General features: G+C 72.5%; 23 protein-coding genes. 6 read left to right on the plus strand and 17 right to left on the minus strand.

The window, feature by feature from the left end:
* Positions 1 to 87 precede the first annotated feature (87 nt).
* Positions 88 to 1791: an ABC transporter ATP-binding protein gene (locus ET526_RS07555; protein ID WP_240048302.1), complete on the plus strand. Its 1704-nt coding sequence runs from the start codon at positions 88 to 90 to the stop codon at positions 1789 to 1791.
* On the opposite strand, the gene ET526_RS07560 is transcribed toward ET526_RS07555, so the two are convergent.
* The 3 genes from ET526_RS07560 to ET526_RS07570 form a co-directional block, all read right to left on the minus strand.
* Entirely contained in the window at positions 1740 to 3134 is a 1395-nt protein-coding gene (locus tag ET526_RS07560) for an MFS transporter (protein ID WP_135467081.1), read from the minus strand. The genes ET526_RS07555 and ET526_RS07560 overlap by 52 nt on opposite strands.
* A 200-nt stretch (positions 3135 to 3334) precedes the next feature.
* Entirely contained in the window at positions 3335 to 4396 is a 1062-nt protein-coding gene (locus tag ET526_RS07565) for a ribonucleotide-diphosphate reductase subunit beta (protein ID WP_135467082.1), read from the minus strand.
* 51 nt (positions 4397 to 4447) lie between these two features.
* On the minus strand, positions 4448 to 6352 hold the full coding sequence (locus tag ET526_RS07570; RefSeq protein ID WP_408869760.1) for a ribonucleoside-diphosphate reductase subunit alpha: 1905 nt from the start codon (positions 6350 to 6352) through the stop codon (positions 4448 to 4450).
* A 530-nt stretch (positions 6353 to 6882) separates the two neighbouring features.
* Between ET526_RS07570 and ET526_RS07575 the strand changes: the two genes are divergently transcribed.
* The gene (locus tag ET526_RS07575) at positions 6883 to 7710 is read left to right on the plus strand and encodes a class I SAM-dependent methyltransferase (RefSeq protein WP_204623531.1); all 828 of its coding nucleotides are present in this window, start codon (positions 6883 to 6885) and stop codon (positions 7708 to 7710) included.
* Between the two features lie 9 nt (positions 7711 to 7719).
* Here ET526_RS07575 and ET526_RS07580 read toward each other — a convergent pair whose 3' ends face one another.
* The 6 genes from ET526_RS07580 to ET526_RS07605 form a co-directional block, all read right to left on the minus strand.
* Positions 7720 to 8019 (minus strand): hypothetical protein, encoded by a 300-nt coding sequence (locus ET526_RS07580; protein WP_135467085.1) that lies wholly within the window; start codon positions 8017 to 8019, stop codon positions 7720 to 7722.
* Between the two features lie 59 nt (positions 8020 to 8078).
* Complete coding sequence (locus ET526_RS07585) at positions 8079 to 9368, minus strand: ArgE/DapE family deacylase (RefSeq protein WP_135467086.1); 1290 nt, start codon at positions 9366 to 9368, stop codon at positions 8079 to 8081.
* An 88-nt stretch (positions 9369 to 9456) separates the two neighbouring features.
* A complete protein-coding gene (locus ET526_RS07590) occupies positions 9457 to 11028 on the minus strand; it encodes an ABC transporter substrate-binding protein (RefSeq protein ID WP_158295521.1) in 1572 nt (523 codons plus the stop codon).
* A gap of 134 nt (positions 11029 to 11162) precedes the next feature.
* Complete coding sequence (gene guaA / locus ET526_RS07595; RefSeq protein WP_135467088.1) at positions 11163 to 12728, minus strand: glutamine-hydrolyzing GMP synthase; 1566 nt, start codon at positions 12726 to 12728, stop codon at positions 11163 to 11165.
* 58 nt (positions 12729 to 12786) lie between these two features.
* Positions 12787 to 13368 (minus strand): GNAT family N-acetyltransferase, encoded by a 582-nt coding sequence (locus ET526_RS07600; RefSeq protein ID WP_135467089.1) that lies wholly within the window; start codon positions 13366 to 13368, stop codon positions 12787 to 12789.
* A gap of 24 nt (positions 13369 to 13392) precedes the next feature.
* Positions 13393 to 14700: an RsmB/NOP family class I SAM-dependent RNA methyltransferase gene (locus ET526_RS07605; protein WP_135467090.1), complete on the minus strand. Its 1308-nt coding sequence runs from the start codon at positions 14698 to 14700 to the stop codon at positions 13393 to 13395.
* A 96-nt stretch (positions 14701 to 14796) separates the two neighbouring features.
* On the opposite strand from ET526_RS07605, the gene ET526_RS07610 reads away from it, so the two are divergent.
* Positions 14797 to 15582: an SDR family NAD(P)-dependent oxidoreductase gene (locus ET526_RS07610; protein ID WP_135467091.1), complete on the plus strand. Its 786-nt coding sequence runs from the start codon at positions 14797 to 14799 to the stop codon at positions 15580 to 15582.
* A gap of 71 nt (positions 15583 to 15653) precedes the next feature.
* On the opposite strand, the gene ET526_RS07615 is transcribed toward ET526_RS07610, so the two are convergent.
* From ET526_RS07615 to ET526_RS07630, 4 genes are all read right to left on the minus strand, one after another.
* Positions 15654 to 15971, minus strand: a complete 318-nt coding sequence (locus tag ET526_RS07615) for a hypothetical protein (protein ID WP_135467092.1) — start codon at positions 15969 to 15971, stop codon at positions 15654 to 15656.
* A 58-nt stretch (positions 15972 to 16029) separates the two neighbouring features.
* The gene (locus ET526_RS07620) at positions 16030 to 16554 is read right to left on the minus strand and encodes a host attachment protein (protein WP_135467093.1); all 525 of its coding nucleotides are present in this window, start codon (positions 16552 to 16554) and stop codon (positions 16030 to 16032) included.
* 141 nt (positions 16555 to 16695) lie between these two features.
* Positions 16696 to 17118, minus strand: a complete 423-nt coding sequence (locus ET526_RS07625) for an NfeD family protein (protein ID WP_135467094.1) — start codon at positions 17116 to 17118, stop codon at positions 16696 to 16698.
* A complete protein-coding gene (locus tag ET526_RS07630; RefSeq protein WP_135467095.1) occupies positions 17103 to 18029 on the minus strand; it encodes an SPFH domain-containing protein in 927 nt (308 codons plus the stop codon). The genes ET526_RS07625 and ET526_RS07630 overlap by 16 nt, the downstream gene beginning before the upstream one ends.
* A gap of 118 nt (positions 18030 to 18147) precedes the next feature.
* On the opposite strand from ET526_RS07630, the gene ET526_RS07635 reads away from it, so the two are divergent.
* Positions 18148 to 18930 carry an SDR family oxidoreductase gene (locus tag ET526_RS07635; protein WP_240048303.1) on the plus strand — a complete coding sequence of 261 codons (783 nt, stop codon included), beginning with the start codon at positions 18148 to 18150 and terminating at the stop codon, positions 18928 to 18930.
* 13 nt (positions 18931 to 18943) lie between these two features.
* A complete protein-coding gene (locus tag ET526_RS07640; protein ID WP_135467096.1) occupies positions 18944 to 19387 on the plus strand; it encodes a MaoC/PaaZ C-terminal domain-containing protein in 444 nt (147 codons plus the stop codon).
* Here ET526_RS07640 and hldE read toward each other — a convergent pair.
* The 4 genes from hldE to ET526_RS07660 form a co-directional block, all read right to left on the minus strand.
* Positions 19377 to 20819, minus strand: coding sequence for a bifunctional D-glycero-beta-D-manno-heptose-7-phosphate kinase/D-glycero-beta-D-manno-heptose 1-phosphate adenylyltransferase HldE (gene hldE, locus ET526_RS07645; RefSeq protein ID WP_135467097.1), 1443 nt, complete (start codon positions 20817 to 20819; stop codon positions 19377 to 19379). The two genes, ET526_RS07640 and hldE, sit on opposite strands and share 11 nt — an antisense overlap.
* Positions 20820 to 20901: 82 nt before the next feature.
* Positions 20902 to 22983: an elongation factor G gene (gene fusA, locus ET526_RS07650; protein ID WP_135467098.1), complete on the minus strand. Its 2082-nt coding sequence runs from the start codon at positions 22981 to 22983 to the stop codon at positions 20902 to 20904.
* A gap of 192 nt (positions 22984 to 23175) precedes the next feature.
* Entirely contained in the window at positions 23176 to 23775 is a 600-nt protein-coding gene (gene wrbA / locus ET526_RS07655; RefSeq protein ID WP_135467099.1) for an NAD(P)H:quinone oxidoreductase, read from the minus strand.
* Positions 23776 to 23845: 70 nt separating this feature from the next.
* Positions 23846 to 24271 (minus strand): ankyrin repeat domain-containing protein, encoded by a 426-nt coding sequence (locus ET526_RS07660; protein ID WP_135467100.1) that lies wholly within the window; start codon positions 24269 to 24271, stop codon positions 23846 to 23848.
* 136 nt (positions 24272 to 24407) lie between these two features.
* Here ET526_RS07660 and ET526_RS07665 point away from each other — a divergent pair, with 136 nt between their 5' ends.
* A complete protein-coding gene (locus ET526_RS07665; RefSeq protein ID WP_135467101.1) occupies positions 24408 to 25682 on the plus strand; it encodes a hydantoinase/carbamoylase family amidase in 1275 nt (424 codons plus the stop codon).
* The last annotated feature ends 84 nt before the right edge of the window (positions 25683 to 25766 follow it).

Consider the following 25766-nt stretch of genomic DNA (forward strand, 5'->3'; position numbering starts at 1 on the left):
CCCATCGCGCTGCCCAGGCCGACGCAGCGGGCCCGTCCGGAGCCCGTCCGCTGCCCGCGCCGCCCGCTGGGATTCCTGCTGCACTACGTGCGCCGACGCGCCGTGGCCCATGCGGTGGTGTTCGCCGCGGTGCTCGCCGCCGTCGCCTGCTCGGTCGGCACGCATTACGCGGTGAAGAACCTCGTCGACACGCTCGGCGCCGGGCCGGGCGCGGCGGCCTGGGCCGCCTTCGCCCTGCTCGCCCTGGTGCTGGCGGCGGACAACCTGCTCTGGCGGATCGGCGGCTGGGTGGCGGCGGGCGCCTTCCCGGCCGTGACCGCGGACATGCGCGCCGACCTGTTCCGTCACCTCGGCGGCCACGCGCCGGCCTATTTCGCCAGGCGCTCGCCCGGCGTGCTGGCCAGCCGCGTCACCGCCACGGCCAACGCCTCCTACATCACGCTGCACAATTTCACCTGGCACACCCTGCCGCCGGCGGTCGCGGTGGCCTTCGCCATCGCGCTGCTCGCCAGCGTGGATCCGGCCATGGCCGCCGCCCTGATCGTCCTCGCGCTGCTGCTCGGCCTCCTCATCGCCCGGCTGGCGCGGCGTGGCCAGCCGCTGCACACCGCCTATGCCGAGCGCGCCGCCGCCGTGGATGGCGAGATCGTGGACGTGGTGCAGAACATCAGCCTGGTGCGCGCCTTCTCGGCCTTCGGACGGGAACAGCAGCGGTTCCAGCGCGTCGTCGCGAACGAGGTCGCGAGCCGCCAGCGCAGCCTGCGCTACCTCGAGAAGCTCCGCCTCGTGCACGCGGTGACCACGGCGGTGCTGACGGCGGCGCTGCTCGCCTGGGCGATCTGGCTGTGGGAGCAGGGGCGCGCCACCACGGGCGACATCGTGCTGGTCTGCTCGCTCGGCTTCACCATCCTGCATGCCAGCCGCGACCTCGCCCTCGCCCTTGTGGACCTGACGCAGCACATGGCCCGCCTGGCGGAGGCGCTGGCGACGCTGCTCGCCCCGCACGAGATGCCGGACGCGCCGGATGCCCGCCCCTTTCGGCCCCAGGGCGGCAGGGTGGAGTTCCAGCGCGTCTCCTTCGCCTATCCCGGCAGCCGCTCGGTGCTGCGCGGCCTCGACCTCGCCATCCGGCCGGGCGAGCGGGTCGGGCTGGTCGGGCGCTCGGGGGCGGGGAAGTCCACCGTGCTGGCCCTGCTGCAGCGCTTCGCGGCGCCGCAGTCGGGCCGCATCCTGCTCGACGGGCAGGACATCGCCGCCATGACGCAGGAGAGCCTGGCCGGGGCGATCGCGGTGGTGGCGCAGGACGCGCCGCTGCTGCACCGCTCGATCATGGAGAACATCCGCTACGGCCGCCCGGACGCCACGGATGAGGAGGTGCTGGCGGTGGCCGAGGCCGCCTGCTGCCGCGACTTCATCGAGGCCCTGCCGCAGGGCTTCGACACCGTCGTCGGCGACCGCGGCGCCATGCTCTCGGGCGGGCAGCGCCAGCGCATCGCCATCGCCCGCGCGCTCCTCAAGGATGCCCCGATCCTGGTGCTGGACGAGGCGACCAGCGCGCTCGACAGCGAATCCGAGGCGGCGGTGCAGCGGGCGCTCGACCGCCTGATGCGCGGCCGCACCGTCATCGCCGTCGCCCATCGGCTGGCCACGCTCAGCGGCTTCGACCGCATCCTGGTGATGCAGGACGGGCGGGTGGTGGATGAGGGGGCGCCCGGGCTGCTGGCCCGGCGCCCGGGGCCCTACCGCGACCTGCTGGAACGCCAGGCGGCGCCGCTGAGGGAGGCCGCCTGAGCCGCGGCCGGCGCCAGGATCGGCGCGGCGGGCAGCACGCCGCCCGCCCGCCCGCCGCCGGCCAGCGCCAGCGACGCCGGCAGCGCGATGGCGCAGAGCAGCGCCATCGCCCAGAACCCCCCGGCGCCGAACTGGCCGTAGAGCGGCCCGGCGGCGAGGGTGAGCACCGCCCCGGCCAGGCCGGGGCCGAGCGAGGCCTGCACCCCGAAGGCCGTGGAGCTGAGGCGCTCGGGCACGTTCTCGGCCAGCAGCCGCATGGTCGCCAGGTGCAGCGCCGCGAAGGTGAAGCCGTGCAGCGGCTGGATCAGGAACTGCGCCGGCAGCCAGGCGGTGTTGGCCATCACCACCCAGCGGATGACGCCGGCGGCGGCGCAGACCGCCGCCAGCCCGCCCGGCCCCAGGCGCGCCAGGAGCGGCCGGCCGAGCAGGAAGAACATCACCACCTCGGAGGCGACCGCGACCGACCAGAGCAGGCCGATCATTTCCGGCGCAATGCCGGCCTCCATCCAGCGCAGGGTGGCGAAGGCGCCGTAGAGGGCGTGGCTGCCCTGCACCAGCCCGGTCACCAGCAGCAGGCGGCGGAACAGGGGCATGGCGAGCAGGGTGCGGAACGCGCCGGGCTCGGCATCCGGCCGCCGTGGCCGCGGCAGGGCCGGCAGCGCACCGCCCGGACGCGGCAGGAGGGCGACCGCGAGGCCGGCCAGCAGGAGCAGGCCGGCATTGGCCCAGACGACGGACACCAGGCCGAACCCGGCCACCAGCGGCCCCGCCGCCATGGCGCCCAGGATGAAGGCGGCGGAGCCGAAACCGCGGATCAGGCCGTAGTCGAAGCCGCGGCGCGATCCGCCGCCCGGGCCTGCGCTGGCCACCGCCGCGCGGGAGGCGAGGGAATCGGCCAGAGGGTTGATCGGCGCCAGCGCCATGGAAACCAGCACGCTCACGATCAGCAGCGCCACGAAGCTGCCCGCCAGGGCGAAGCCGCAGCCGATCAGCCCCGCCGCCAGGATCGCGCCGGCCAGCACCGCCCGGGGCACGCCCAGCCGGTCCGCCATCGAGGCGGCGATGGGAGCCGAGACGAGCCGCGCCGCAGTGCCGGCCGCCAGCAGCAGGCCGATCCCCTCCGGCGAGATGCCGCGCTCGGACAGAAGAGCGGGCAGGAACGGCCCCTCGATGCCATAGGCGGCGAAGAGGAGGACATAGACCAGCAGGAAGCGCGGCAGAGGCGCCTCGCGCAGCGCGTCGCCCCAGCCCCCCGCGCGGGTGCCGCCCCGATCGTTTCCGATCCGGCCGGACTCCGCGCAATTCCCCCTGTTGCGCCCAAAGGCGCATCCCAAACGCGACATAAGCCTCCCCTATTGCCTACCGCCGCGCGAATATTGTGGCCACATCGTGGCACGCTGGGCGGCTTTATGGCAACGGGCGAGGCCGAAGCCGGTTGCCGGGGGTTGCCCTGCGGCAACACCCTCGGGGCAGGCAGAGCGTGGCCATGAAAAATGCCGGCCGCGGGGAGCGGCCGGCACGATATCGAAGCCGGAGCGAGCGTTCAGTGGCGGGCCGTGGCCGGAAGGATCTCGCCGCTTGGCTGCGGCGTGGAGAAGGTGCTGTCGGCGAAGGCCTCCTCCCAGGTGCCGGTCGTCGAGGCGCGGGAATACTCCGTGGCCCGGTTCTCGAAGAAGTTGGTGTGCTCGATGGCGTTGAGCATCTCGTCAAGCCAGGGCAGCGGGTTCTTCTCGATGTGGTAGAGGGGTTCGAGGCCGAGCTGCTGCAGCCGCCGGTCGGCAATAAAACGAATGTAGCGCTTGGTCTGCGGCGCATCGAGCCCCTCCACCCCGCCGAGCTCGAAGGCGAGGTCGATGAAGGCGTCCTCGTGCTCCACGATGGTGGCGCAGATCCCGGTGATCTCGCGGCGCAGCGCCTCGGTCCAGATCTCTGGGTTCTCTTGCACGAAGGTGCGGAACAGGCGAATGACGGAGAGGCAGTGCAGCGTCTCGTCCCGCACCGACCAGGAGACGATCTGGCCCATCCCCTTCATCTTGTTGAAGCGCGGGAAATTCATGAGGATGGCGAAGGAGGCGAAGAGCTGCAGCCCCTCGGTGAAGGCGCCGAAGGCGGCCAGGGTTTTGGCGATCTCCTCCTTGCTGTCCACCGAGAAGGACTGCATGTAGTCGTACTTGTCCTTCATCTCCTTGTACTTGAGGAAGGCCTGGTACTCCACCTCCGGCATGCCCACGGTGTCAAGCAGGTGCGAATAGGCGGCGATGTGCACCGTCTCGATGTTGGAGAAGGCCGAGAGCATCATCAGCACTTCGGTCGGCTTGAACACCTGGGCGTAGTGCCGCATGTAGCAGTTGTTCACCTCGACATCCGCCTGGGTGAAGAAGCGGAAGATCTGCGTCAGCAGGTTCCGCTCGGCGGGGGTAAGGTTCTTCTGCCAGTCCTTCACATCGTCGGCGAGCGGCACCTCCTCCGGCAGCCAGTGCAGGCGCTGCTGCGTCAGCCAGGCGTCATAGGCCCAGGGGTAGCGGAAGGGCTTGTAGACCGGGTTGGCGGTGAGGAGGTCGAGGCGCGCCGGGTGCTCCTCGGGCGGGTGGTGTCCGTCGGCCATGATGCGGGTCATCCTGGGTGATGCGTGGTGCGGGGGCGAGTCCCGGCCTGCCTACTGGCAGGCCAGGCATTCCTCGTAATCCGTGGGCCCCGCCTTCGCGCGCGGCGGCGCCAGCGGCAGCGAGGGCTGCGCCGGCTCCTCCGCCGCCGCGAGGCCGAGGCTTGGCTGCACCGCCACCTTCTCGCTGATCGCGTCGGCGCGCTGGATGGAGAGGCTGCGGCAGTAGTAGAGCGACTTCACGCCGCGCTTCCAGGCCATCATGTGGATCTGGTGCAGGTCGCGCTTGTGCACGTTGGCGGGCAGGAACAGGTTCACCGACTGGCTCTGGCAGATGTAGGTCGCACGGTCGGCGGCGTGCTCGACCACCCAGCGCTGGTCCAGCTCGAAGGCGGTCTTGAAGGTGGCCTTCTCCTGCTCCGTCAGGAAGTCGAGGTGCTGCACGGAGCCCTTGTTGACCGTGATCGAGGTCCAGGTCTCCTCGTCGTCGCGCCCGTGCCTCGCCAGCACCTTCTTCAGGTACGGGTTGCGCACGATGTAGCTGCCGGACAGCGTCTTGTGGTTGTAGACATTGGCCGCGATCGGCTCGATGCCGGGCGAGGCGCCGCCGCAGATGATGGAGATGGAGGCGGTAGGCGCGATCGCCATCTTGTTCGAGAAGCGTTCCATGAAGCCGTATTCGGCGGCGTCGGGGCAGGGGCCGCGTTCCTCGGCGAGAAGGCGGCTCGCCGCGTCGGCCTGCTCGCGGATGTGCCTGAACATCCGCCTGTTCCAGACCTTGGCGATCACGCTCTCGAAGGGCACGTTCTGGCTCTGCAGGAAGCTGTGGAAGCCCATCACGCCGAGGCCGACGCTGCGCTCCCGCATCGCGCTGTACTTGGCCCGCGCCATGGAATCCGGCGCGGTGTCGATGAACTCCTGCAGCACGTTGTCGAGGAAGCGCATCACGTCGGGAATGAAGCGCGGGTCGTCCTTCCACTCGAACCAGGTCTCAAGGTTCAGGGAGGAGAGGCAGCACACCGCCGTCCGCTCCCGCCCGTGATGGTCCACCCCGGTCGGCAGCGTGATCTCCGAGCAGAGGTTGGAGGTCTTCACCTCCAGCCCGGCCAGCTTGTGATGCTCCGGCCGGGCGCGGTTCACGTGGTCGGAGAAGATCAGGTAGGGCTCGCCGGTCTCGATCCGCGCCGTCAGGATGCGGATCCAGAGCGCGCGCGCCGGGATCCTGCGCACGATGGCGCCGTCCTTCGGCGAGGTCAGCGGCCATTCCTCATCCGCCTCGACCGCGCGCATGAAGGCGTCCGGCACCAGGATGCCGTGGTGCAGGTTCAGCGCCTTGCGGTTGGGATCGCCACCGGTGGGGCGGCGGATCTCGATGAACTCCTCGATCTCCGGATGGCTGACGGGCAGGTACACGGCGGCCGAGCCGCGGCGCAGCGAGCCCTGGCTGATGGCCAGCGTCAGGCTGTCCATCACCCGGATGAAGGGCACGACGCCGGAGGTCTTGCCGTTCTGCCCGACCTTCTCGCCGATCGAGCGCAGGTTGCCCCAGTAGGAGCCGATGCCCCCGCCCTTCGCCGCCAGCCAGACATTCTCGTTCCACAGGCCGACGATGCCCTCGAGGCTGTCCGTGGCCTCGTTGAGGAAGCAGGAGATGGGCAGGCCGCGCGTGGTGCCGCCGTTCGAGAGCACCGGCGTCGCCGGCATGAACCACAGGCGGGAGATGTAGTCGTAGATCCGCTGCGCATGCGCCGCGTCGTCGCCGAAGGCGGAGGCGACGCGCGCGAACAGGTCCTGATAGCTCTCCCCCGGCATCAGATAGCGGTCGGCCAGCGTCGCCTTGCCGAAATCCGTCAGCAGGGCATCCCGCGTCCGGTCCACCTGGACCCGGTGATGCCCTTCCAGCTGCACCGCGTCGAACACGGCCACTTCCCTTCCGATGGCGCGGGCCGGAGCATGCATCGCGGACATCCTCATACAATATCTTGGCGTCTGGCGCCTATCCTAACACCATATAGGGTAGAGGGTTGCGGGGATTCGCAAGGAGGGAAGCGGCACGCTTCAGCCATGTTCGCGCTGCGTTCAGGATGGTGGGCAAACTCCTTTCCGGGCGTTGCCAGGCGGCCACACCCGGCGGCGGGGAGGGTGCCATGAGATCATCGCCTGCGGGTTTGGATCCCCGTATGTCTCCGCCTGTCACGGCACGATTCGGCTTCGCCCGGCGCCTCCCCAAAGCCCCTGCGGATCGCGATGCCGCGCGAAGACCTGCCCCGCGGCGCATCCTATGATGCGAACCTCGGATGCCGGCCGCGTGACCGCCCTCCATCCGCGCGGAACGCGGCGGCGCCGCGCAGGCCAGCCCACCCCGTCGCCTCCCCGGAGCATGTTCCGTCCGCTCCGGCTCATGGAAGATGCTCCGGCTCGTTGATGGCGCGAGTATCTTCACCCGTTCAGGAGAGGCCACCCGAACGGGACCGCTCTAGGAGATCGTCATGGAGCTGGAGCAGCGCGTCGTCGCCCACTACAGCCGCGGCAACCTGCTGGCCGCGATGCTGGAGGCGGTCCGCGCCGCCGGCGGAGATCCCGACCATCCGAGCGAGGAGGCGCTCGCCGAACTCGGCGAGTTCCATACCCGCGGCCGCGAGGCGACGGCGGAGCTCGGGCGCGCCCTGGCCCTCGCGCCGGGCGAATCGGTGCTGGATGTCGGCAGCGGCATCGGGGGACCGTCGCGGCACCTGGCACGGGCGCATGGCTGCCATATCACCGGCATCGACCTGACGGAGGAATACTGCCGCACGGCCACGGCGCTGGCCGAGCGCCTCGGCCTCGCCGACCGGGTCGCCTACCGGCACGGCTCGGCCCTCGCCATGCCCTTCGCCGACGCCTCCTTCGACGCCGCCTACACGCAGCACGTGGCGATGAACATCGCCGACAAGCCGCGCCTCTACGCCGAGATCGCGCGGGTGCTGAAGCCCGGCGGGCGCTTCGGCCTCTACGACCTGCTGCAGGGTCCGGGCGGAGAGCCGCACTACCCCGTCCCCTGGGCGCGCGACGCGGCGACGAGCTTCCTGATCACGCCCGAGGCGCTGCGCGACCTGCTCGTTCAGGCCGGCTTCGCGATCCTCTCCTGGCGCGACACCGGCGCCGAGGTGCGCGCCTGGCTCGACGAGCTGCGCGCGCATCAGCGGCGCGGGGAGGCCGTCGCCTCGCCGCTCCCCGTGCTGTTCGGCGCGGACTTCCCGAACATTGCCCGCAACCTCGCGCGCAACCTGGAAGAGGGCCGCGTGGTGCCGGCCGAGGTCATCTGCCGCCGGGGCTGAGCCGCCTCCTCACTGCGGCGGCACGCCGGCGCGTCCGCGCGGCGCGGCGCCGCCCCGGCGCGCCGGCACCTCCTCGGCGCGGCGGGCGGCCCGGCGGGCGTCGCGCTCCTGCCAGGCGCGCACATCCGCCCAGATGTCGCCCGGCTCCGGCCGCAGCGGCTCGAAGCCGCGCTCGGGCAGGCGAAGTTGCGGGGTGGAGGGCCGGGTCTGCGCCTCGGCCGCTCCCGGCAGCAGCGGCGCGCCGCACAGGAGGGCGGCGATGGCCAGGACCGCTCCTCTTCCTCCACGCGCATCCCGGATCCGCGGCATGGTCCCCTTCCCTCCTTCGCACCCCGCGCGCGCGGCCTGATGCCCCCGCGAATGCGGGTTCAGCCCCGGCGCTCGCGCACGCCGCACCAGTCGGCGATGAAGGCGGCGATCGCCAGCGTGGTCCGGCGCAGGTGATCGAGGTCGGTGTGCTCGTCGAAGGCGTGCGCCCCCTCCCCCCTCGGCCCGTAGCAGAGGCCGGGGATGCCGAAATAGAGGCCGTAGAAGCGCGTGTCGTTCACCGCCGTGGTGCGGCGCTCCTCCATCGGGGCACCGAAGACCTGGGCGTGGGCGGCGGCGAGCACCCGCTCCGCCTCGCTGCCCGGCTCCAGCACGTAGCCGTCGGCGAGGAAGCCGTGCCACTGCACCTCAGGCGGGTTGTTGGCGAGGAAGTGGTCGCTCCGCGCCGCTGCCGCCACCGCCTGCTCCACCCCGCGCCGCGCCTCGGCGACATCGGTGCCGGGCAGCAGGCCGAGGCGGCAGTCCACCTCGCACCAGGCGGGGGTGGAGCTGGCCCAGTCGCCGCCGCGAATGATGCCGGGGTTGAACTTGATCGGGTCGGGGATGTCCCGGTACCAGGGGTGCTCGCGCGCCGCGCGGTTCAGCGCCCTGGTGTGCTCCTGCAATGCCTGGATGAGGTGGTAGGCGGAGAGGATGGCGTTCGATCCGCTCTGCGCCACCGCCACATGCACCGGCACGCCACGCACGCGCAGACGGAACCACAGCGTGCCGGTGTGGCAGCGGGTGATGGTGCCGCCCGTGGGCTCCGGGATCAGCGCCGCGTCGGCGCGGTAGCCGCGCAGCAGCGTGGCCAGCGCGCCGTTGCCGGTGCTCTCCTCCTCCGTCACGGTCTGCAGGTGCACGTCGGCCGCCGGCTCCAGGCCGGCGCTGCGCAGCGCGTCCAGCGCATAGACCATGGCCGCGACACCCGACTTCATGTCGTGCGCGCCGCGCCCGTACATCCAGCCGTCGCGGATGACAGCGGCATAGGGCGGGTGGGTCCACATCTCGGCGGGGCCCTCCGGCACCACGTCGATGTGGCCCTGCAGGATCAGGCTGCGGCCGGCGGGGTTCTCCGCCCGCTGCGTGGCGACCACCTGCACGGAGCGCGCCGGCTCGGCCCCGACCATCGGGCTCGCCTTGGGATGATCGGCGAGCGGCACGTCGGCGAGGGTGAAGCGGTCCACCGCGTAGCCGCGCGCGGCGAATTGGCGCGCCAGCCAGTCCTGCAGCGGCGCCTCATTGCCGCGGGTGGAGGGGAAGCGGACGAGATCGGCGAGGAAGGCGGTCTCGGCGTCGAAATTCGCGTCCACCGCGGCGGCGAGCCGGGCGAGCAGGGCAGCGTCGGGCATCCGGGAGCGTCCTGGAAGGGCGTGGCGCGGGCCAAGGCTGGCGCCACGCCGCCGGCGCCGTCAAGCGCGGCGCCGGCGGCCCGCCGGTTCAGTTCACCGGCCTGGCGTAGATCGCGCTGGTATGGTTGTAGGGCGAGGGATCGTAGGTGACGCGGTCGCGCCGCCCGGCCCAGGAATTCTTCAGGTAGATGATCGGCAGCACGCCCTTGTCCTCGAGCAGCGCGCGCGCCGCCTGCTGCGTCAGCTCCCTGCGGCGCTCCTCGTCCATCGTCACCAGCGCCTTCGCCAGCGGCTCGTCCATCGCGGGGTTGGAATAGCGCTGGCGGTTGAACGGCCCGTAGCCCAGCTCCGGGTTGCGCGTCATCACCACCTGGCGCATCGGGTTGATGGTGAGGACGCTGCTGAAATAGGTCATGAACAGCGAGAAGTCGCGGTTGGTGGCGCGGGTGAACAGCGTCGCCGGCGGCAGGGTCTGCACCTGGGTCTCGACTCCAATGCGGGTGAAGGCCTGGGCGATCGCCTGCAGGAGGCTCTGGTCCGAGGGGAAGAAGCCGTTCGGCCCGTGAATGGTGAGGCGGAAGCCGTCCGGATAGCCGGCCTCGGCCAGCAGGGCGCGGGCCCGGGCCGGGTCGTGCGGCAGCGGCGGCAGGTTCTCCAGGCGGTGCTCGGCCTGCGGCGCGGCGAACTGATCAGCCGGGCTGGCGAGGCCCGAATAGAGCCGCTCCGCGATCACCTGGCGCGGAATTGCAAGGGACAGCGCCTCGCGCACCCGCCGGTCGGCGAGCGGGTTGCGGTCGAGCGGCCGCCCCTGCTTGTCGGCTACGAAGGGCGAGGTCTCCCGCATCGAATCCGGGAACAGGTAGACGAAGGTGACGCTGTCGATGGTGAACAGCGTGAAGCGCGGATCGCGCTGGATCATCGCCACGTCCTGCACCGGGACATAGTCGATCAGGTCCACCTCGCCGGCGAGCAGCGCCGCGGTGCGCGCCCCGGCCTGCGGGATGTAGCGGTAGATCACGCGGTCCCAGGGCTCGGCCGGGCCCCAGTACTCCTCGTTGCGCACCAGCTCCAGCCGCTCGTTGTGGGCGAAGGAGGCGAAGCGGTAGGGGCCGGTGCCGATGGCGAGCCTGCCGCTGTTGAAGTCGGGGGTGCTGGGGTTCTCCCCATGCACGCGGCGGGACAGGATGACCGGCCCCGTCAGGTCGAAATGCATCAGCGGGTTCGGCTCCCGCGTGCGGATGATGATGGTCTCAGCGTCCTTGATCTCGATGGCGCTGATGGTGCGCACGTTGGGGGTGAACAGGGCGGGGCTGTTCGGCACGGTTGGCACGCGTGCGAAGGTGTAGGCCACGTCGTCGGGCTCGAAGGGCGTGCCGTCGTGGAAGCGCACGCCCTGGCGCAGCTTCACCTCCCAGGTCAGGTCGTCGATCAGCCGGATGCTGGTGGCCAGCGCCGGCTCCTTCTCCGCCCTGTTGTTCAGCATGAACAAGGATTCGAAGATCTGCCCGCGCAGCACCATGTTGTTGTTGGTGGTATTGTGGTAGTGCGGGTCGATCGCGCTCGGCGGCGTCTGCGCGCCGATGGTGAGGGTGCGCTGTGCCCCGGCGGGCGTGGCCAGGGCAAGGGCGAAGGCGGCCGCCAGGGCGGTCGCGCGCGGCATCCGGGTCATCCATCCTCCCGTCTGTGGCCGGTCTTCGGGCCGGGTTCGGTGCCGCAAACCTCCCGTGCCGCGGCGCTGCCGTCAAGCGCTTCAGAGGCCAGCAGACGGAAAGAACCTTCTCTTGCCGCTTGGATTCACTCCCACTCGATCGTGCCGGGAGGCTTGGAAGTGATATCGTAGGTCACGCGGTTGATGCCGCGCACCTCGTTGACGATGCGGTTCGCCACCCGCGTCAGGAATGCCATGTCGAAGGGGTAGACGTCGGCGGTCATGCCGTCGGTGCTGGTCACGGCGCGCAGCGCGCAGGCCTGGTCGTAGGTGCGCCCGTCGCCCATCACGCCGACGCTGCGCACCGGCAGCAGCACCGCGAAGGCCTGCCAGATGGCGTCGTAGAGCCCGGCGGCACGGATCTCCTCCAGGTAGATCGCGTCCACCTTGCGCAGCAGGTCGCACTTCTCCCGCGTCACCTCGCCCGGGATGCGGATGGCGAGGCCCGGTCCGGGGAAGGGATGGCGGCCGACGATCGCCTCCGGCAGCCCCAGCTCCCGCCCCAGCGCCCGCACCTCGTCCTTGAACAGCTCGCGCAGCGGCTCCACCAGCGCCATGCGCATGTGCGCGGGCAGGCCGCCCACGTTGTGGTGGCTCTTGATGGTCACGCTCGGCCCGCCGGTGGCCGAGACGCTCTCGATCACGTCCGGATACAGCGTGCCCTGTGCCAGGAAGTCGGCGCCGCCGAGCTTCGCCTGCTCCTCCTCGAACACCTCGATGAACAGGCGCCCGATGGTCTTGCGCTTCTCCTCCGGGTCGGTGACGCCGGAGAGCTGGCCGAGGAACAGCTCGGAGGCGTCGCGGTGCACCAGGCGGATGTTGAACCGGTCGCGGAAGGTGCGCACCACCTCCTCCGCCTCGCCCGCGCGCATCAGCCCGTGATCGACGAAGATGCAGGTGAGCTGCTCGCCCACCGCCTCGTGGATCAGCACCGCCGCGACCGAGGAATCCACCCCCCCCGAGAGGCCGCAGATGACCCTGCCCTTCCCCACCTGGGCGCGGATGCGCGCCACCGCCTCGGCGCGGAAGCCGGCCATGGTCCAGTCGCCGCGGCAGCCCGCCACCTTCAGCGCGAAATTGCGCAGCAGCGCCGCGCCGTGCGGGGTGTGCACCACCTCCGGGTGGAATTGCAGGCCGTAGAAGCGGCGGGCGTCGTCGGCGATGGCGGCGAAGGGCGCGCCCTCGGTCGCCGCCACCGGGCGGAAGCCGGGCGGCAGGGCGGTGACGCGGTCGCCATGGCTCATCCACACCTGCTCGCGCGCGCCCTTCTCCCACACCCCCTCGGTCAGGGCGCAGGTGCCGGTCACCTCCACGAAGGCGCGGCCGAACTCCCGGTGCTCGCTGCCCTCCACCTGGCCGCCGAGCTGGGCGCACATGGTCTGCTGGCCATAGCAGATGCCGAGCACCGGCACGCCGAGGGCGAACACCGCCTCCGGGGCGCGCGGGCTCGCCCCCTCGGTCACGCTGGCCGGCCCGCCGGAGAGCACGATGCCCTTCGGCGCGAAGGCACGGATGCGCGCCTCCGGGGCGGTATAGGGCCAGATCTCGCAATACACCCCGGCCTCGCGCAGGCGCCGGGCGATGAGCTGCGTCACCTGGCTGCCGAAGTCGAGGATCAGGATGCGGTCGTGCTGCGGCTGGGAGGCGGTCATGGCGCCTTCCAGCACGGCGGGGCCGCCCGACGCAAGCCGAGGGAGGCCGGCGCCCCCCTCAGCCCTCCTTCGCCGGCGCGGTCGCTGCCAGCAGGGTCTCGATCGGATCCCAGGCGTAGGCGATCTGCTCCAGGGGCTGGCCCGCAAAGCGGATGCTCTCCCGCGCCACCGGGCGGCCGCCCAGGCGCTGGTAGAACCAGCGGGTCGGGTTCGCCTCCAGCACCCACAGCATGGCGGAGCGGCACCCCACCGCCGCGAGGTGGGCCGCCATCGCCCGCATCAGCCGGCGGCCGACGCCGCGGTCGCGGTAGTCGTCCAACACGTAGATCGTCTCGATCTCGCCCTCCGCGAGGCCGGGGCGCCGCGCCCGCCCCCCGGAGGCGAAGCCGATCACCACCCCCCCCTCGCGCCATTCATGGCCCGGCGGCGCGTCGGCGCCGGAGGCGATGGCGACGAACACGGCATGGCCGTTGCGGCGGTCCGCCACCGCCTGCTCGTAGCCGGCGGCGTGGCGCATCACCGAAAGGTTGGCGAGGTAGTGGTCGGGCAGCACGCCGGCATAGGCGCTGCGCCAGGTCGCGACATGCACGGCGCCGATGGCGGCGGCATCGGATGGACGGGCGCGACGGATGGCGATCATGCGCGCGATCCCCCTTCCGCGGAGTCAGGCCCTGCGCCGCAGGACGGCGGCGAAGAAGCCGTCCGTGCCGTGCCGGGCGGGGCTGAGCACCAGATGCGCGCCCTCCGCCGGGGGCGGGCCGGACAGGCCCGCGGCCCGCCAGGCCTCGGCCAGCGGCACGGGCGCGTAATCGGGCCGCAGGGCGAGCAAGCCTTCCACCTGGGCCTCGTCCTCCTCGGGCAGCAGCGAGCAGGTAGCGTAGACCAACAGCCCGCCCGGCCGCACCAGATCCGCGGCCATGACGAGAATTTCACGCTGCTTTGTCAGCAGCTCACGAAGGTCCTCGGCGGTGGTGCGGATCCTCGCGTCGGGGTTGCGGCGCCAGGTGCCGCTGCCCGAGCAGGGGGCATCCACCAGCACACGGTCGAACTGACCGGCACGGCGCTTCGCCCATTTGTCGCCGGGCTGCAGGAGGTGGCGCTCCGCGTTGTCCACCCCCGCCCGGCGCAGGCGCCGGGCGGCGCCTTCGAGCCGCGGCGCGGAGACGTCGCAGGCGACGATGCGCCCCCGGTTGCCCATGCGCGCCGCCATGGCGAGCGTCTTCCCCCCCGCCCCGGCGCAGAGGTCGCAGACCCGCAGGCCGGGCCGGGGGTCGGCCAGCAGGGCGACGAGCTGGCTGCCCTCGTCCTGCACCTCGACAAGCCCCTCGCGGAACGCCCTCGTCCCGGTGATCGGGCGGCGGGCGGAGATGCGCAGCCCCCAGGGCGAGAGGGGCGTGGCCTCGGCGGTGATGCCCTCCGCCGCCAGGGCGGCGGCCGCGGCCTCGCGCGTCGTCTTCAGCGCGTTGACGCGGAGGTCGAGCGGCGCCGCCCGCTCCATGGCCGCCGCCTCCTCGGCCAGGCGCGCGCCGAACCGAGCGGTGAGGCCGGGCAGCGCCCAGCCCGGCAGGTTCAGCCGCACCGGCTCGGGCATGTCCGGGTGCAGCAGGGGCTGCCCGGCGAGGGCGCGCAGCGCCTCCCGCTCCGCCGCCGCGAGCGGGGCGGCGCCGTGCCCTTCCCCGGAGAAGGCCCCCCCGACCGCCGGCAGGGCGGCCCGCTCGACCAGCAGCATGTGCGCCGCCGCGAGCAGCCGCGGCGTCGGCCGGGCGCCGGCGCGGCGCAGCCACCAGTCGAGGCGCAGCCGCTGGCGCACCACGCCCCAGGCACGCTCCGACACCTCGCGGCGGTCCCCGGCGCCGGCATAGCGCCGGGCGCGGAAGAAGTCGTGCGCGATGGCGTCGGCCGGGCGGCGGGGATCGGCCTCCAGGGCGGCGAGCAGGTCGATGGCGGCGGCGAGCCGCGCCGCCGGGGTCATGCCGGAAGCGCCGGCCTGCGGGCGGGCACGCCCCTGGCCGGAGGGCGGCTTCGCGCGCAGACTGCGGGGGCCGAATTGTCGGAAGGAGGAGACGCCATGCGCAACCCCATGGAAATGACCGGGCGGACCGTGATCGTGACCGGTGCCGGACAGGGCATCGGCAAGGCGGTCAGCGAGCTGTTCCTCGATCTCGGCGCCAATGTCGTGCTGGTCGAGCGCAACCCGGAGACGCTGGAGGCGACCGCCGCCGCCATGGACCGCGACCGCGTCCTCCCCGTGCTCGGCAACGTCGCCGAGGAGGGCTTCGGCGAGGCCTGCGTGGCGCGGGCGGTGGAGCGCTTCGGCGCCGTCCATGGGCTGGTGAACAACGCCGGCATCACCCGCCCGGCGATGCTCGAGAAGATGACCATGCAGCAGTGGCAGGCGGTGATCGACGTCAACCTGACCGGCTGCTACCTGATGCTGCAGGCGGTGGGACGGCACATGCTGGAGCGGGCGCGGAAGGAGTTGCCGCAGCCCGTCGGCACCACCGGCGCCATCGTCAACATCGCCTCCACCGCCGGCAAGCGCGGCTCGATCGGGCAGGTGAACTACGCGGCCGCCAAGGCCGGGCTGTTCGGCATGACCATGACCGCGGCGCGGGAATGGGCGAAATACGGCATACGCTGCAACTCGGTCGGCTTCGGCACGGTGGTGACGCCGATGACGGAGACCATCCGCAGCGAACGCTTCGCCGCCCAGACGCTCGCCCGCATCCCCATGGGCCGCTATGCCGAGCCGCACGAGGTGGCGCCGCTGGTCTGCTTCCTGGTCTCCAACGCCGCCGTCTACATCACCGGCGAGAACATGACGGTCAGCGGCGGCTCGCACATGCAGCCCTAGCGGCTGATCCGCAGAGGCGGAAAAAGGCGGAGGCATGATCCGCCGGGGCGCGGGACGCCCCCCGGCCGTGGTCAGCGCCGGATCACCAGGAAGCGGAAGCCGTCCGCACCGCCCTGCCGGCGCATCCGCCGCACCCGCCACCACAGCGAGACGAAGGCGACCAGCCCCGCCACCAGCGCCACCGGCAGCAGCAGACCGACGAACAGCACGGCCAGCGCCGCCACCAGGAAGCCGCCCACCACGAGGGTGAGCAGCAGCGCCGCGGCGCCCACCCGGGCCAGCACCCGGTCCAGCCAAGTGGCCCGCAGCGGTGCGGGATCGCGGAACTCTCCCTCCGGCGTCATGTCGAGGACGGGCGGGGTCTCGGGGCGGCGCCTGCTCTGGTCCATGGGCCCGATGTCGCCCCTCTGGCGCCTCCATTCAAGCCTTCCCCGCCCGCGCCGACGGTCACTGGGCGCGCGGAATGCCGCCGATCCGTTCCGATTCCCGCCGCAGCGTGTCGAGGAGCTCGAACACGTCGGCGGTCGGCCGCTGGGTGAAGTCTCCTGCCTGGCGGCCGATCAGGGCCTGCCGCAGATCGGTCGGCATCATGTCCTGCAGCCGGTGCAGCAGCGGCGCCGGCGCCGCCAGGTAGAGGCCGGAGAGCTCCTTCCGCCGCAGCGCCTGGGTGAGGTCCTCGACGAGTTGGTGGAGGAAGTCGCGCTGGGCCTGGCCCTTGGGGGAGGCTTCGGGGGTCTCGGGCTCGATGCCGCTGCGCTGGCTGACGCCGGCCGAGGCGAAGACGCGGCCCGGCCGGTCCTCGCCGAGATCGGCGCTGCTCATGCGCGCCTCGGGCGCGTCCCATTCGCGGAGGACGTCGTAGCCGGGGCTGCCGATGCGCTGGACATAGGCGCGCGCGCGGCTGCCATTGGCGACGACGAACCAGCGATGCGGACCGGGCTCGGCCGGGGAGGGGCTGGGATCCTTGGCCATTCTCTGCCTCCTGATGCTCCGCGGGCCAACGTGCGGGACGCGGCCCCCGTTCAGGTGGGATCGCCAGGGCGCGGCGCGATGGCCGGGAACGGCGCCAATGCTGGCGCGGGCCGGCGGCACCGGCAAGGCGCCGCCGCGGCGTCATTCGGGCCGCACCAGCAGGGTGGTGCCCTCCACCCCCTCGACCCGCACCGGCACCGGCCCCTCCGGCACCCGCACCCCGCGCGGCAGCCGCGCCGGCCACTCGGAATCGCCGATGCGCACCCGCGGCCCACCTGCCGCGCCGGGCAGCAGCAGGCCGCTGCGGCCGACCAGGCCCGATTCCGGCGTGTTCACGGAGGTGGAGGGCCATTCCCGCCCCATCCGGAGCTGCAGGATCAGGCCGAGCCCGAAGGCGGCAAGGAACAGCACCAGGGTCTCGGCGAGGGCGAGCGGCACCAGCAGCAGCACGGCGCCGGTGGCGAGCGCCGCCAGCCCGACCCAGAACAGGAAGATGCCCGGCAGCGCCAGCTCCGCCACCAGGAGCAGGCAGCCGGCAAGGATCCAGATCAGCCCCGGCTCCATGGTCCTCCCTCCGGCGGCGGCGCCGGCGGCATGGCGGGCGAGGCCGGCCGCAGCAGCTCGAGCGCCGCAGCGACGCCGCCCGCGAGGCCCGACGCCTCCATCGGCACCACCACCAGCTTGTGCGCCGGGTTCGTCCCCAGCGCCTCGAACGCCTTCACGTAGCGGTCGGAGACGAAGTAGCGCAGCGCCGCCTCGCCGGTGCCGGAGGCGGCCTCCGCCACCATGCGGGTGGCCTCGGCCTCGGCCCGGGCCAGGCGCTCCCGCGCCTCGGCGTCGCGCATCGCGGCCTCCCGCCGGCCCTCGGCGGCGAGGATCAGCGCCGCCTTCTCCCCCTCGGCCCGGAGCAGGGTGGCACGGCGCTCGCGCTCGGCGGTCATCTGCAGGTTCATGGCGCGCACCAGGTTCTCCGGCGGCTCCACCCGGCGCAGCTCCACCCGGCTGACCTTCACCCCCCAGGGATCCGTCGCCCCGTCCAGGATCTGCAGCAGGGAGGAGTTGATCCGCTCCCGCCCGGAGAGCGCGGCGTCGAGCTCCATCTCCCCGATCACGGCGCGGATGTTGGTCATGGCAAGCGCGGTCAGCGCCTGCTCCAGGTTCTGCACCTGGTAGGCGGCGCGGGCGGGGTCCATGACCCGATAATAGACGATGCCGTCCACCGCGACCGTGGCGTTGTCCCTGGTGATCACCGCCTGCTCGGGGATGTCGAGCACCACCTCCTGCACGTTCATCCGCCGCCCCACCCGGTCGATGTAGGGGATGATCAGGTTCAGGCCCGGCTGCAGCAGGCGGGTGAAGGCGCCGAAGCGCTCCACCGTCCACACCTCGCCCTGCGGCACGGTGCGGATGCCCTGCCAGGCCGTGAACAGCACCACCAGCAGCAGGACGAGGAGGAGGATCTCGATTCCGGACATGACGGTCTCCCGCAGGGGCAGAACGAGCATAGCGCGGTGGCGGCGGCGGGCGGAGCGGCTTCCCGCCGGGCGGCGCTGCCTGTAGGCAGAGGGAAGCCTGCGGAGGGAGGGTTCGGCGATGCAAGGCCAGACGGCGCCGCTGACGGTGCGGCTCGACGGGCTTCGGGTGGCGATCACCGCCGGGGCGACCGGCATCGGCCGCGCCATGGCGGACGGCTTCGCGGCCTGCGGGGCCCGAGTCTTTCTCTGCGACGTGGACGAGGAGGCGCTGGCCGCCTGCCCCCACCCCGCCATGCGCGCCGACATGGAGGCGGTGGAGGCGTGCGAGGGCTTCGTGGACGCCGCCATCGCCCATCTCGGCGGCCTCGACGTGCTGGTGAACAACGCCGGCATCGCCGGGCCGACCGCGCGCGTCGAGGACGTGACGCCGGAGGCGCTGCAGCGTACCCTCAGGATAGACCTCGAGGCGATGTTCCACTGCGCCCGCCGCGCCGTGCCGGCGCTGCGCGCGGCGGGCGGGGGCAGCATCGTCAACCTCTCCTCCGCCGCGGGACGCTTCGGCTTCCCGCTGCGCAGCCCCTACGCCGCGGCGAAGTGGGGCGTGGTCGGCTTCACCAAGTCGCTGGCGATCGAGCTCGGGCCGGACCGCATCCGGGTGAACGCCATCCTGCCCGGACTGGTCGCGGGCGAGCGCATCCGCCGCGTGCTGGAGGCGAAGGCGCAGGCCAGCGGCCGCTCCTTCGCCGAGCAGGAGGCGGAGGCGCTCCGCAACGTCTCGCTGCGCTGCTACGTCACGCCCCAGGACATCGCCAACATGGCGCTCTACCTGTGCAGCCCCTTCGGCGCCACCATCAGCGGCCAGGCGCTGGCGGTGGACGGGGACATCCAGTCGCTGGCATAGGGGGAATCGGGCAATGCGGCCGCTCAACAGCCTCGATGAGCTTTCGGTCGGGCAGGAATTCGACTTCGGCGCCTTCACCATGGAGGAGGAGGCGATCCTGGACTTCGCGCGACGCTGGGACCCGCAGCCCTTCCACACCGACCCCGAGCGGGCGAGAAGCACGATCTTCGGCGGGCTGATCGCCAGCGGCCTGCACACCCAGGCGGCGATCTTCGGCCACATCATCCGCACCGGCTGGGTGGAGAAGGTCTCGCTCGGCGGCACGGAGCAGGTGGTGCGCTGGCTCGCCCCCGTCCGGCCGGGGGATGAGATCGCCGTCACCGCCCGGGTGGAGGAGGTGGCGCCGAGCCGCAGCAAGCCCGACCGCGGCGTGGCGAAGATCCGCTACACCGGCCGACGGACCGCCGACGGCGCGGTGGTGATCGAGATCCTCGGCACGCATTTCTTCAGGCGGTAGGCGCCTTCGCCCTGGCGAGGATGCCGGTGGTGGAGCGGCCGGGCAGCAGCTCGACCAGCAGCACCTCGCCCCCCGCCGCGCGCACGAGATCGGCGCCCACCACGCGGTCGGGCGTGTAGTCCGAGCCCTTCACCAGCAGGTCCGGCATCAGGGCGCGGATCAGCTCGAGCGGCGTGTCCTCCGCAAAGGGCACCACCGCGTCCACGGCGGCGAGCGCGGCGAGCACGGCGGCGCGGTCGGAGAGGGTGTTGATCGGACGCGAGGGCCCCTTCAGCCGCGCCACCGATTCGTCGGTGTTCAGCCCCACCACCAGCCGATCGCAGCGCCGCCGCGCGGCGCGCAGCAGCGCGACGTGGCCGGCGTGCAGGATGTCGAAGCAGCCGTTGGTGAAGCCGACGCGCAGGCCGTGCGCGCGCCACTCCCGCACCAGGCGCGCCGCCGCCGCGCGGTCAAGCAGCGCCTCGCCATTCGCGCCGGCGCCCGTGGCGTGCAGGGCGTGCGCCAGCTCCTCGGCGCTGACCGTGGCGGTGCCGAGCTTGCCCACCACGATGCCGGCCGCGACGTTGGCGATGCGCATCGCCTCCTCCAGCGGCCGCCCCGCGGCATGGGCGAGGGCGAGGGTGGCGATGACGGTGTCGCCGGCGCCGGAGACGTCGAACACCTCCCGCGCCTCGGCCGGAACGCTCGCCACCGATCCGTCGGCACGGACCAGGGTCATGCCCTTCTCGGCGCGGGTGCAGAGCAGGGCGCCGATGCCGGCAGCGGGCATGACGGCGCGGGCGGCGGCGGCGATCTCGGCCTCGGTCGCCGTGGGCAGCCGGGCGGCGCGGGCGAGCTCCCGCGCATTGGGCGTCAGCAGGTCGGCGCCGCGGTAGAGGGCGAAGTCGTCGCTCTTGGGGTCGGCCAGCACGGGGATGCCGCGCGCCCGCGCCGCGGCGATCGCCGCCTCGGCCACCGGGCGGGCCAGCACGCCCTTGGCGTAGTCGGAGAGGATGAGCGCAGCGCAGCCCCCGAGCGCGCCGCGGAGGGCGGCGAGCAGCGCCGCGGCCTCGGCGGCATCGGCGGGCGCCGCCTCCTCCTCGTCGAGCCGCGCCACCTGCTGGTTGCCGGCGATGACGCGCATCTTGCAGATGGTGCGCCGGCTGGCGCTCTCCGCCATGGCGTCGGTGAGGCGGGGATCGGCGGCGATCAGGGCGGCGAGCTCCGCCCCCGCGGCGTCCCGCCCGCGCAGGCCGACCAGCACCGCCTCCCCGCCGAGGGCGGAGATGTTGCGCGCGACGTTGCCCGCCCCGCCCGGCATGGCGCGGCTCTCGCGCAGGCGCACCACCGGCACCGGCGCCTCGGGTGAGATGCGCTCCACCTCCCCGTAGAGGAAGCGGTCGAGCATCACGTCGCCGAGGACCAGGATCCGCAGGCCGGAGAAGTCGAGCATGGGCGCGGCATAGCCCCTCGGGGCCGGGACGCGCAAACGGCGCGGAGGGCATCCCTCCGCGCCGTCCGGCCGGGGTGGCGCCTCAGGCGCTCTTCGCCATGATCTCGTCGGCGATGTTGCGCGGCACCGGGTCGTAGTGGTGGAACTGCATGGAGAAGGAGGCGCGGCCCTTGGTCATGCCCCGCAGGTTGGAGATGTAGCCGAACATCTCCTTCAGCGGCACGTGCGCCCGCACGATGACCGAGGTGCCGGCCATGTCCTGGCTCTGGATCACGCCGCGGCGGCGGTTGAGGTCGCCCACCACGTCGCCGACATGGTCGGAGGGGGTGGTGACCTCCACGTCCATGATCGGCTCCAGGATCACCGGGCTCGCCTTCTTCATGCCCTCCCGGAAGCAGGCCTTGGCGGCGATCTCGAAGGCCAGCGCCGAGCTGTCCACGTCGTGGTACTTGCCGTCCACCAGCGTGGCCTTGAAGTCCACGGTGGGGAAGCCGGCGAGCACGCCGGTGTCGGCCTGCATCCGGATGCCCTTCTCGACCGCCGGGATGTACTCCTTCGGCACCGAGCCGCCGACGACCTGGTTCTCGAACACGATGCCCGAGTTCCGCTCCAGCGGCTCGAACACGATCTTCACCTCGGCGTACTGGCCGGAACCGCCGGTCTGCTTCTTGTGGGTGTAGATCTCGGTGTGGCTGCGGGTGATGGTCTCGCGGTAGGCCACCTGCGGCGCGCCGATGTTGGCCTCGACGCCGTACTCCCGCTTCAGCCGGTCGATGATGATCTCGAGGTGCAGCTCGCCCATGCCGGAGAGGATGGTCTGCCCCGTCTCCTGGTCGGTGCGCAGGCGCAGCGAGGGGTCCTCGCCGGCGAGCTTCTGCAGCGCCAGGGTCATCTTCTCGATCGCGTCCTTGGTCCGGGGCTCGACTGAGATGTCGATCACCGGCACCGGGAAGGCCATGCGCTCCAGCACCACCGGATCGGAGGGATCGGCGAGGGTGTCGCCCGTGCCGGTGTCCTTCAGCCCGACGAAGGCGGCGATGTCGCCGGCATAGACCTCCTTGATCTCCTCGCGCTTGTCGGCGTGCATCTGGAAGATGCGGCCGATGCGCTCCTTGTGGCCCTTGGTGGTGTTCAGCACCTGGTCGCCCGAGCGCAGCACGCCCCGATAGACGCGCACGAAGGTCAGGTTGCCGTACTTGTCGTTGATGATCTTGAAGGCGAGCCCGGCGAAGGGACCGTCCTCGGTGACGGGGATGACACGCCGCTCGGCGCTCTCGTCCTGGCCCTCCTCGGGCGCGACCTTGATGCCCTCGATGTCCACCGGGGAGGGCAGGTAGTCCACCACCGCGTCGAGCAGCGGCTGCACGCCCTTGTTCTTGAAGGAGGAGCCGCACAGCACCGGCCGGAAGGCGCCCGAGATCGTGCCCTTCTTGATGCAGCGCTTCAGCGTCTCGACCGAGACGTCGCCCTTGTCGAAATACTCCTCCATCGCCGCGTCGTCCACGGAGAGCGCGGTGTCGAGCAGGAGCTGGCGGTACTCCGCCGCCTGGTCCCTGAGGTCCTCGGGGATCTCGGCCTCGTGGAACTTGGCGCCGAGCTCGTCGCCCTCCCAGACCAGCGCCTTCATGGTGACGAGGTCCACCACGCCCTTCAGCGTGTCCTCGATGCCGATCGGGATCTGCAGCGCGACCCAGGTGATGCCGAGCTTCTCGGTCAGCGTCGCGGCGGCGCGGAAGAAGTCCGCCCCCGTGCGGTCAAGCTTGTTGATGTAGATGATGCGCGGGACGTTGTAGCGGTCGGCGAGGCGCCAGTTGGTCTCGCTCTGCGGCTGCACGCCGGCCACGCCCTCGATGATGAACACCGCGCCGTCGAGGACGCGCAGGGACCGGTTCACCTCGATGTTGAAGTCGATGTGGCCCGGCGTGTCGATGATGTTGATCCGGTGCCCCTTCCACTCGGCGGTGACCGCGGCGGAGGTGATGGTGATGCCCCGCTCGCGCTCCTGCTCCATGTAGTCGGTGGTGGTGTTGCCCTCGTGCACCTCACCGATCTTGTGGGACTTGCCGGTGTAGTAGAGGATCCGCTCGGTGGTCGTGGTCTTCCCGGCGTCGATGTGCGCCGTGATGCCGATGTTGCGGATCTTTTCAAGCGGGGTCCGTGCCACGGTGGGCCTCCATACGCAAAAACGGGCCCGGCCGGGGGTTCCGCCCGCGCCGCCCGCACACTGGGTTCCTGAAGCTTGTCGCTGGTTCCGGGGGACAGATGCGCAATCCGGCCGGATTTTGCAAGTGCGAAGCCGCACGAGGGGGTTGCGCGGGGCGCATCGCGCCCCGGCCGCCGCCCCGCGGGCGGAGGGTCACCCCGTCAGGCGCGCCGCGATCCCGGCCACGTGCCGCCCCTGGAAACGGGCCAGCGTCCTTTCGTTCTCCGAGGGCTGCCGCTCCCCCTTCCCGCCCGCGATGGTCGTCGCGCCATAGGGCGTGCCGCCGGTGACCTCGTCCAGCCGGGTCAGCCCCTCGGCGCTGTAGGGCAGGCCGACCAGCACCATGCCGTGGTGGAACAGCATGGTGTGGATGGAGAGCAGCGTCGTCTCCTGCCCGCCATGCTGGCTCGCGGTGGAGGTGAAGGCGCTGCCCACCTTCCCGATCAGCGCGCCGCGCGCCCAGAGCCCGCCGGTCCGATCCCAGAACTGCGACATCTGCGCCGCCATCCGTCCGTAGCGCGTCGGGCAGCCTACGATGATCGCGTCGTAACGGTCCAGCTCATCCGGCTCCGCCACCGGGGCCGCCTGGTCGAGCTTCGCGCCCGCCTTCTCCAGCACCTCCCGCGGCGCGAGTTCGGGCACCCGCTTGACGACCGCCTCGGCGCCGGCCTCCCGCACCCCCGCCGCCACCTCCCTGGCCAGGGCCTCCACATGGCCGTACATGGAATAATACAGCACCAGAACGCGCGTCATCCGTCCGTCCGCCTCTCCTGCCGGTCCGCCGCCTCAGCGCGGCAGGCGCGCAGGCGTTCCCCGCCCCCCCTCAGCCGCCGGTGCCCCCGCGGGGCGGGGCGCCTCCGGAACCGGCCGAGGCGAGACGCGCGGCAAGGTCGTCATGGCCACCCTCCCGCGCATGGTCGGCGGCGGTCCGGCCGTCGCGGTCGCGCAGCGCCGGGTCGGCGCCGTGCCGCAGCAGCAGCGAGACCGCCTCCGCCTGGCCGGCGGCAGCCGCCTGCATCAGCGCCGTCGGCGGGCCGGCGGGATCGCCCTCCGGCCGGCGCGCCGCCCCGGCCTCGAGCAGCGCCTGCAGCACCTCCAGCCGGCCGGTCCGCGCCGCCAGCGCCAGGGGCGAGCTGCCATCGTCATGGGAAAGCCCCACGAGGCTCGGATCCTCCGCCAGCAGGCGCCGCACCGTCTGCGCCTCGCCGTGCTTCACCGCGTTGAGGAAGAGGTTCGCCCGCTCCGCCATCCCCGCTCTTCAGGCCGGTCGCGCCGGACCAACGCCCGGCGGCCTGCCCGGTTGTGCGCGCGGAGCCGGGCCGTGGACCGATTGATTTCGGTCGGGAACCCCCCGAAGAAGCGGGGCGGAACCAGGGGAGCGGGCGATGGACGAGGCGTCGAAGGCGGCGGCCGCGGTGAGCGAGCGGCGCCAGTGGGAGCGGCTGATGGCCATGGCGGCGATCGGCGGCTTCACCGATCCGGACGGGCATCGGGGCGTCAACCGTGCCTGCCTCACGCCGCTGGACCGCGAGGCGAGGCGGCTGCTGCTCTCCTGGGCCGCCCCGCTCGGGCTCGCCCCCTCGGTGGACGCGCTCGGCAACCTGTTCCTGCGGCTGGAGGGCACCGACCCCGCCCTCGCCCCGGTGCTGACCGGCAGCCACATGGACACCCAGCCCAATGGCGGCCGCTTCGACGGCATCTGGGGCGTGATCGCGGGGCTCGAGGCGGTGCAGGCGCTGCGCGAGGCCGGGGTGACGCCCCGCCGCCCGATCGAGATCGTCGCCTGGACCAACGAGGAGGGCGGCCGCTTCGCCCCCGGCTGCATGGGCAGCATGGCCTATGCCGGCTTCCGGCCCCGCGACGCCTGGGATGCGGTGACCGACCGGGAGGGCACCCGCTTCGCCGATGCGCTGCGCGAGCACCTGGCGGAGGAGGCCGACATCCCCCGCCGCCCCCTCGGGGTGGCGGAGGGCCCCGCCCCCTTCGCCTATGTCGAGGCGCATATCGAGCAGGGGCCGCGGCTGGAGGCGGAGGGGCACGACATCGGCGTCGTCACCGGCATCCAGGGCAGCCGCTGGTTCGTGGTGGAGGTCGCCGGCAAGACCGACCACGCCGGCACCGCGCCGCTGTCGCTGCGCCGCGACGCGGTGCAGGACATGCTGCGCGCCATCACGGCGCTGAACGCGCTGATGCACGACCCCGAGGACGTGCTGCGCTTCACCGTCGGCAGCGTCGAGGTCTCGCCCAACACCTCGAACAGCGTCGCCGCCCGGGCGCGCTTCACCATCGATTTCCGCCACCCGGACAATGCGGTGCTGCAGGCCCGCGGCGACGCCGTGCGCGGCGTGGTCCAGGCGGCGCTCCGCGCCTGCACCGCGGAGGTGACGGAGCGCTTCCACGCCACGCCGGTGGCGTTCCAGCCCCTGGTGCCGGAGGCGGTGGAACGCGCCGCCGCCGCCGAGGGGCTGCGCGCCCTGCGCATGCCCTCCGGCGCCTTCCACGACGCGCAATTCCTGGTGCCGGTCTGCCCGACGGGCATGATCTTCGTGCCCTGCCGCGGCGGCGTCTCCCACCACCCGAGCGAATACGCGGAGCCGGCGGCGCTGGCGGCGGGGGCGCGGGTGCTGGCCCGCACCCTGGCGGCGCTGGCGAACGGGTAGGCCCCGCCGGCGCCTCGGCCGGAGAGCGCCGGCGGCGAGCCGGCCCCCGCGGCCTTCGCGACGGATGGCGAGGCGGAGGCGGCG

The organism is Crenalkalicoccus roseus (assembly GCF_004761865.1).
Lineage (GTDB): Bacteria > Pseudomonadota > Alphaproteobacteria > Acetobacterales > Acetobacteraceae > Crenalkalicoccus > Crenalkalicoccus roseus.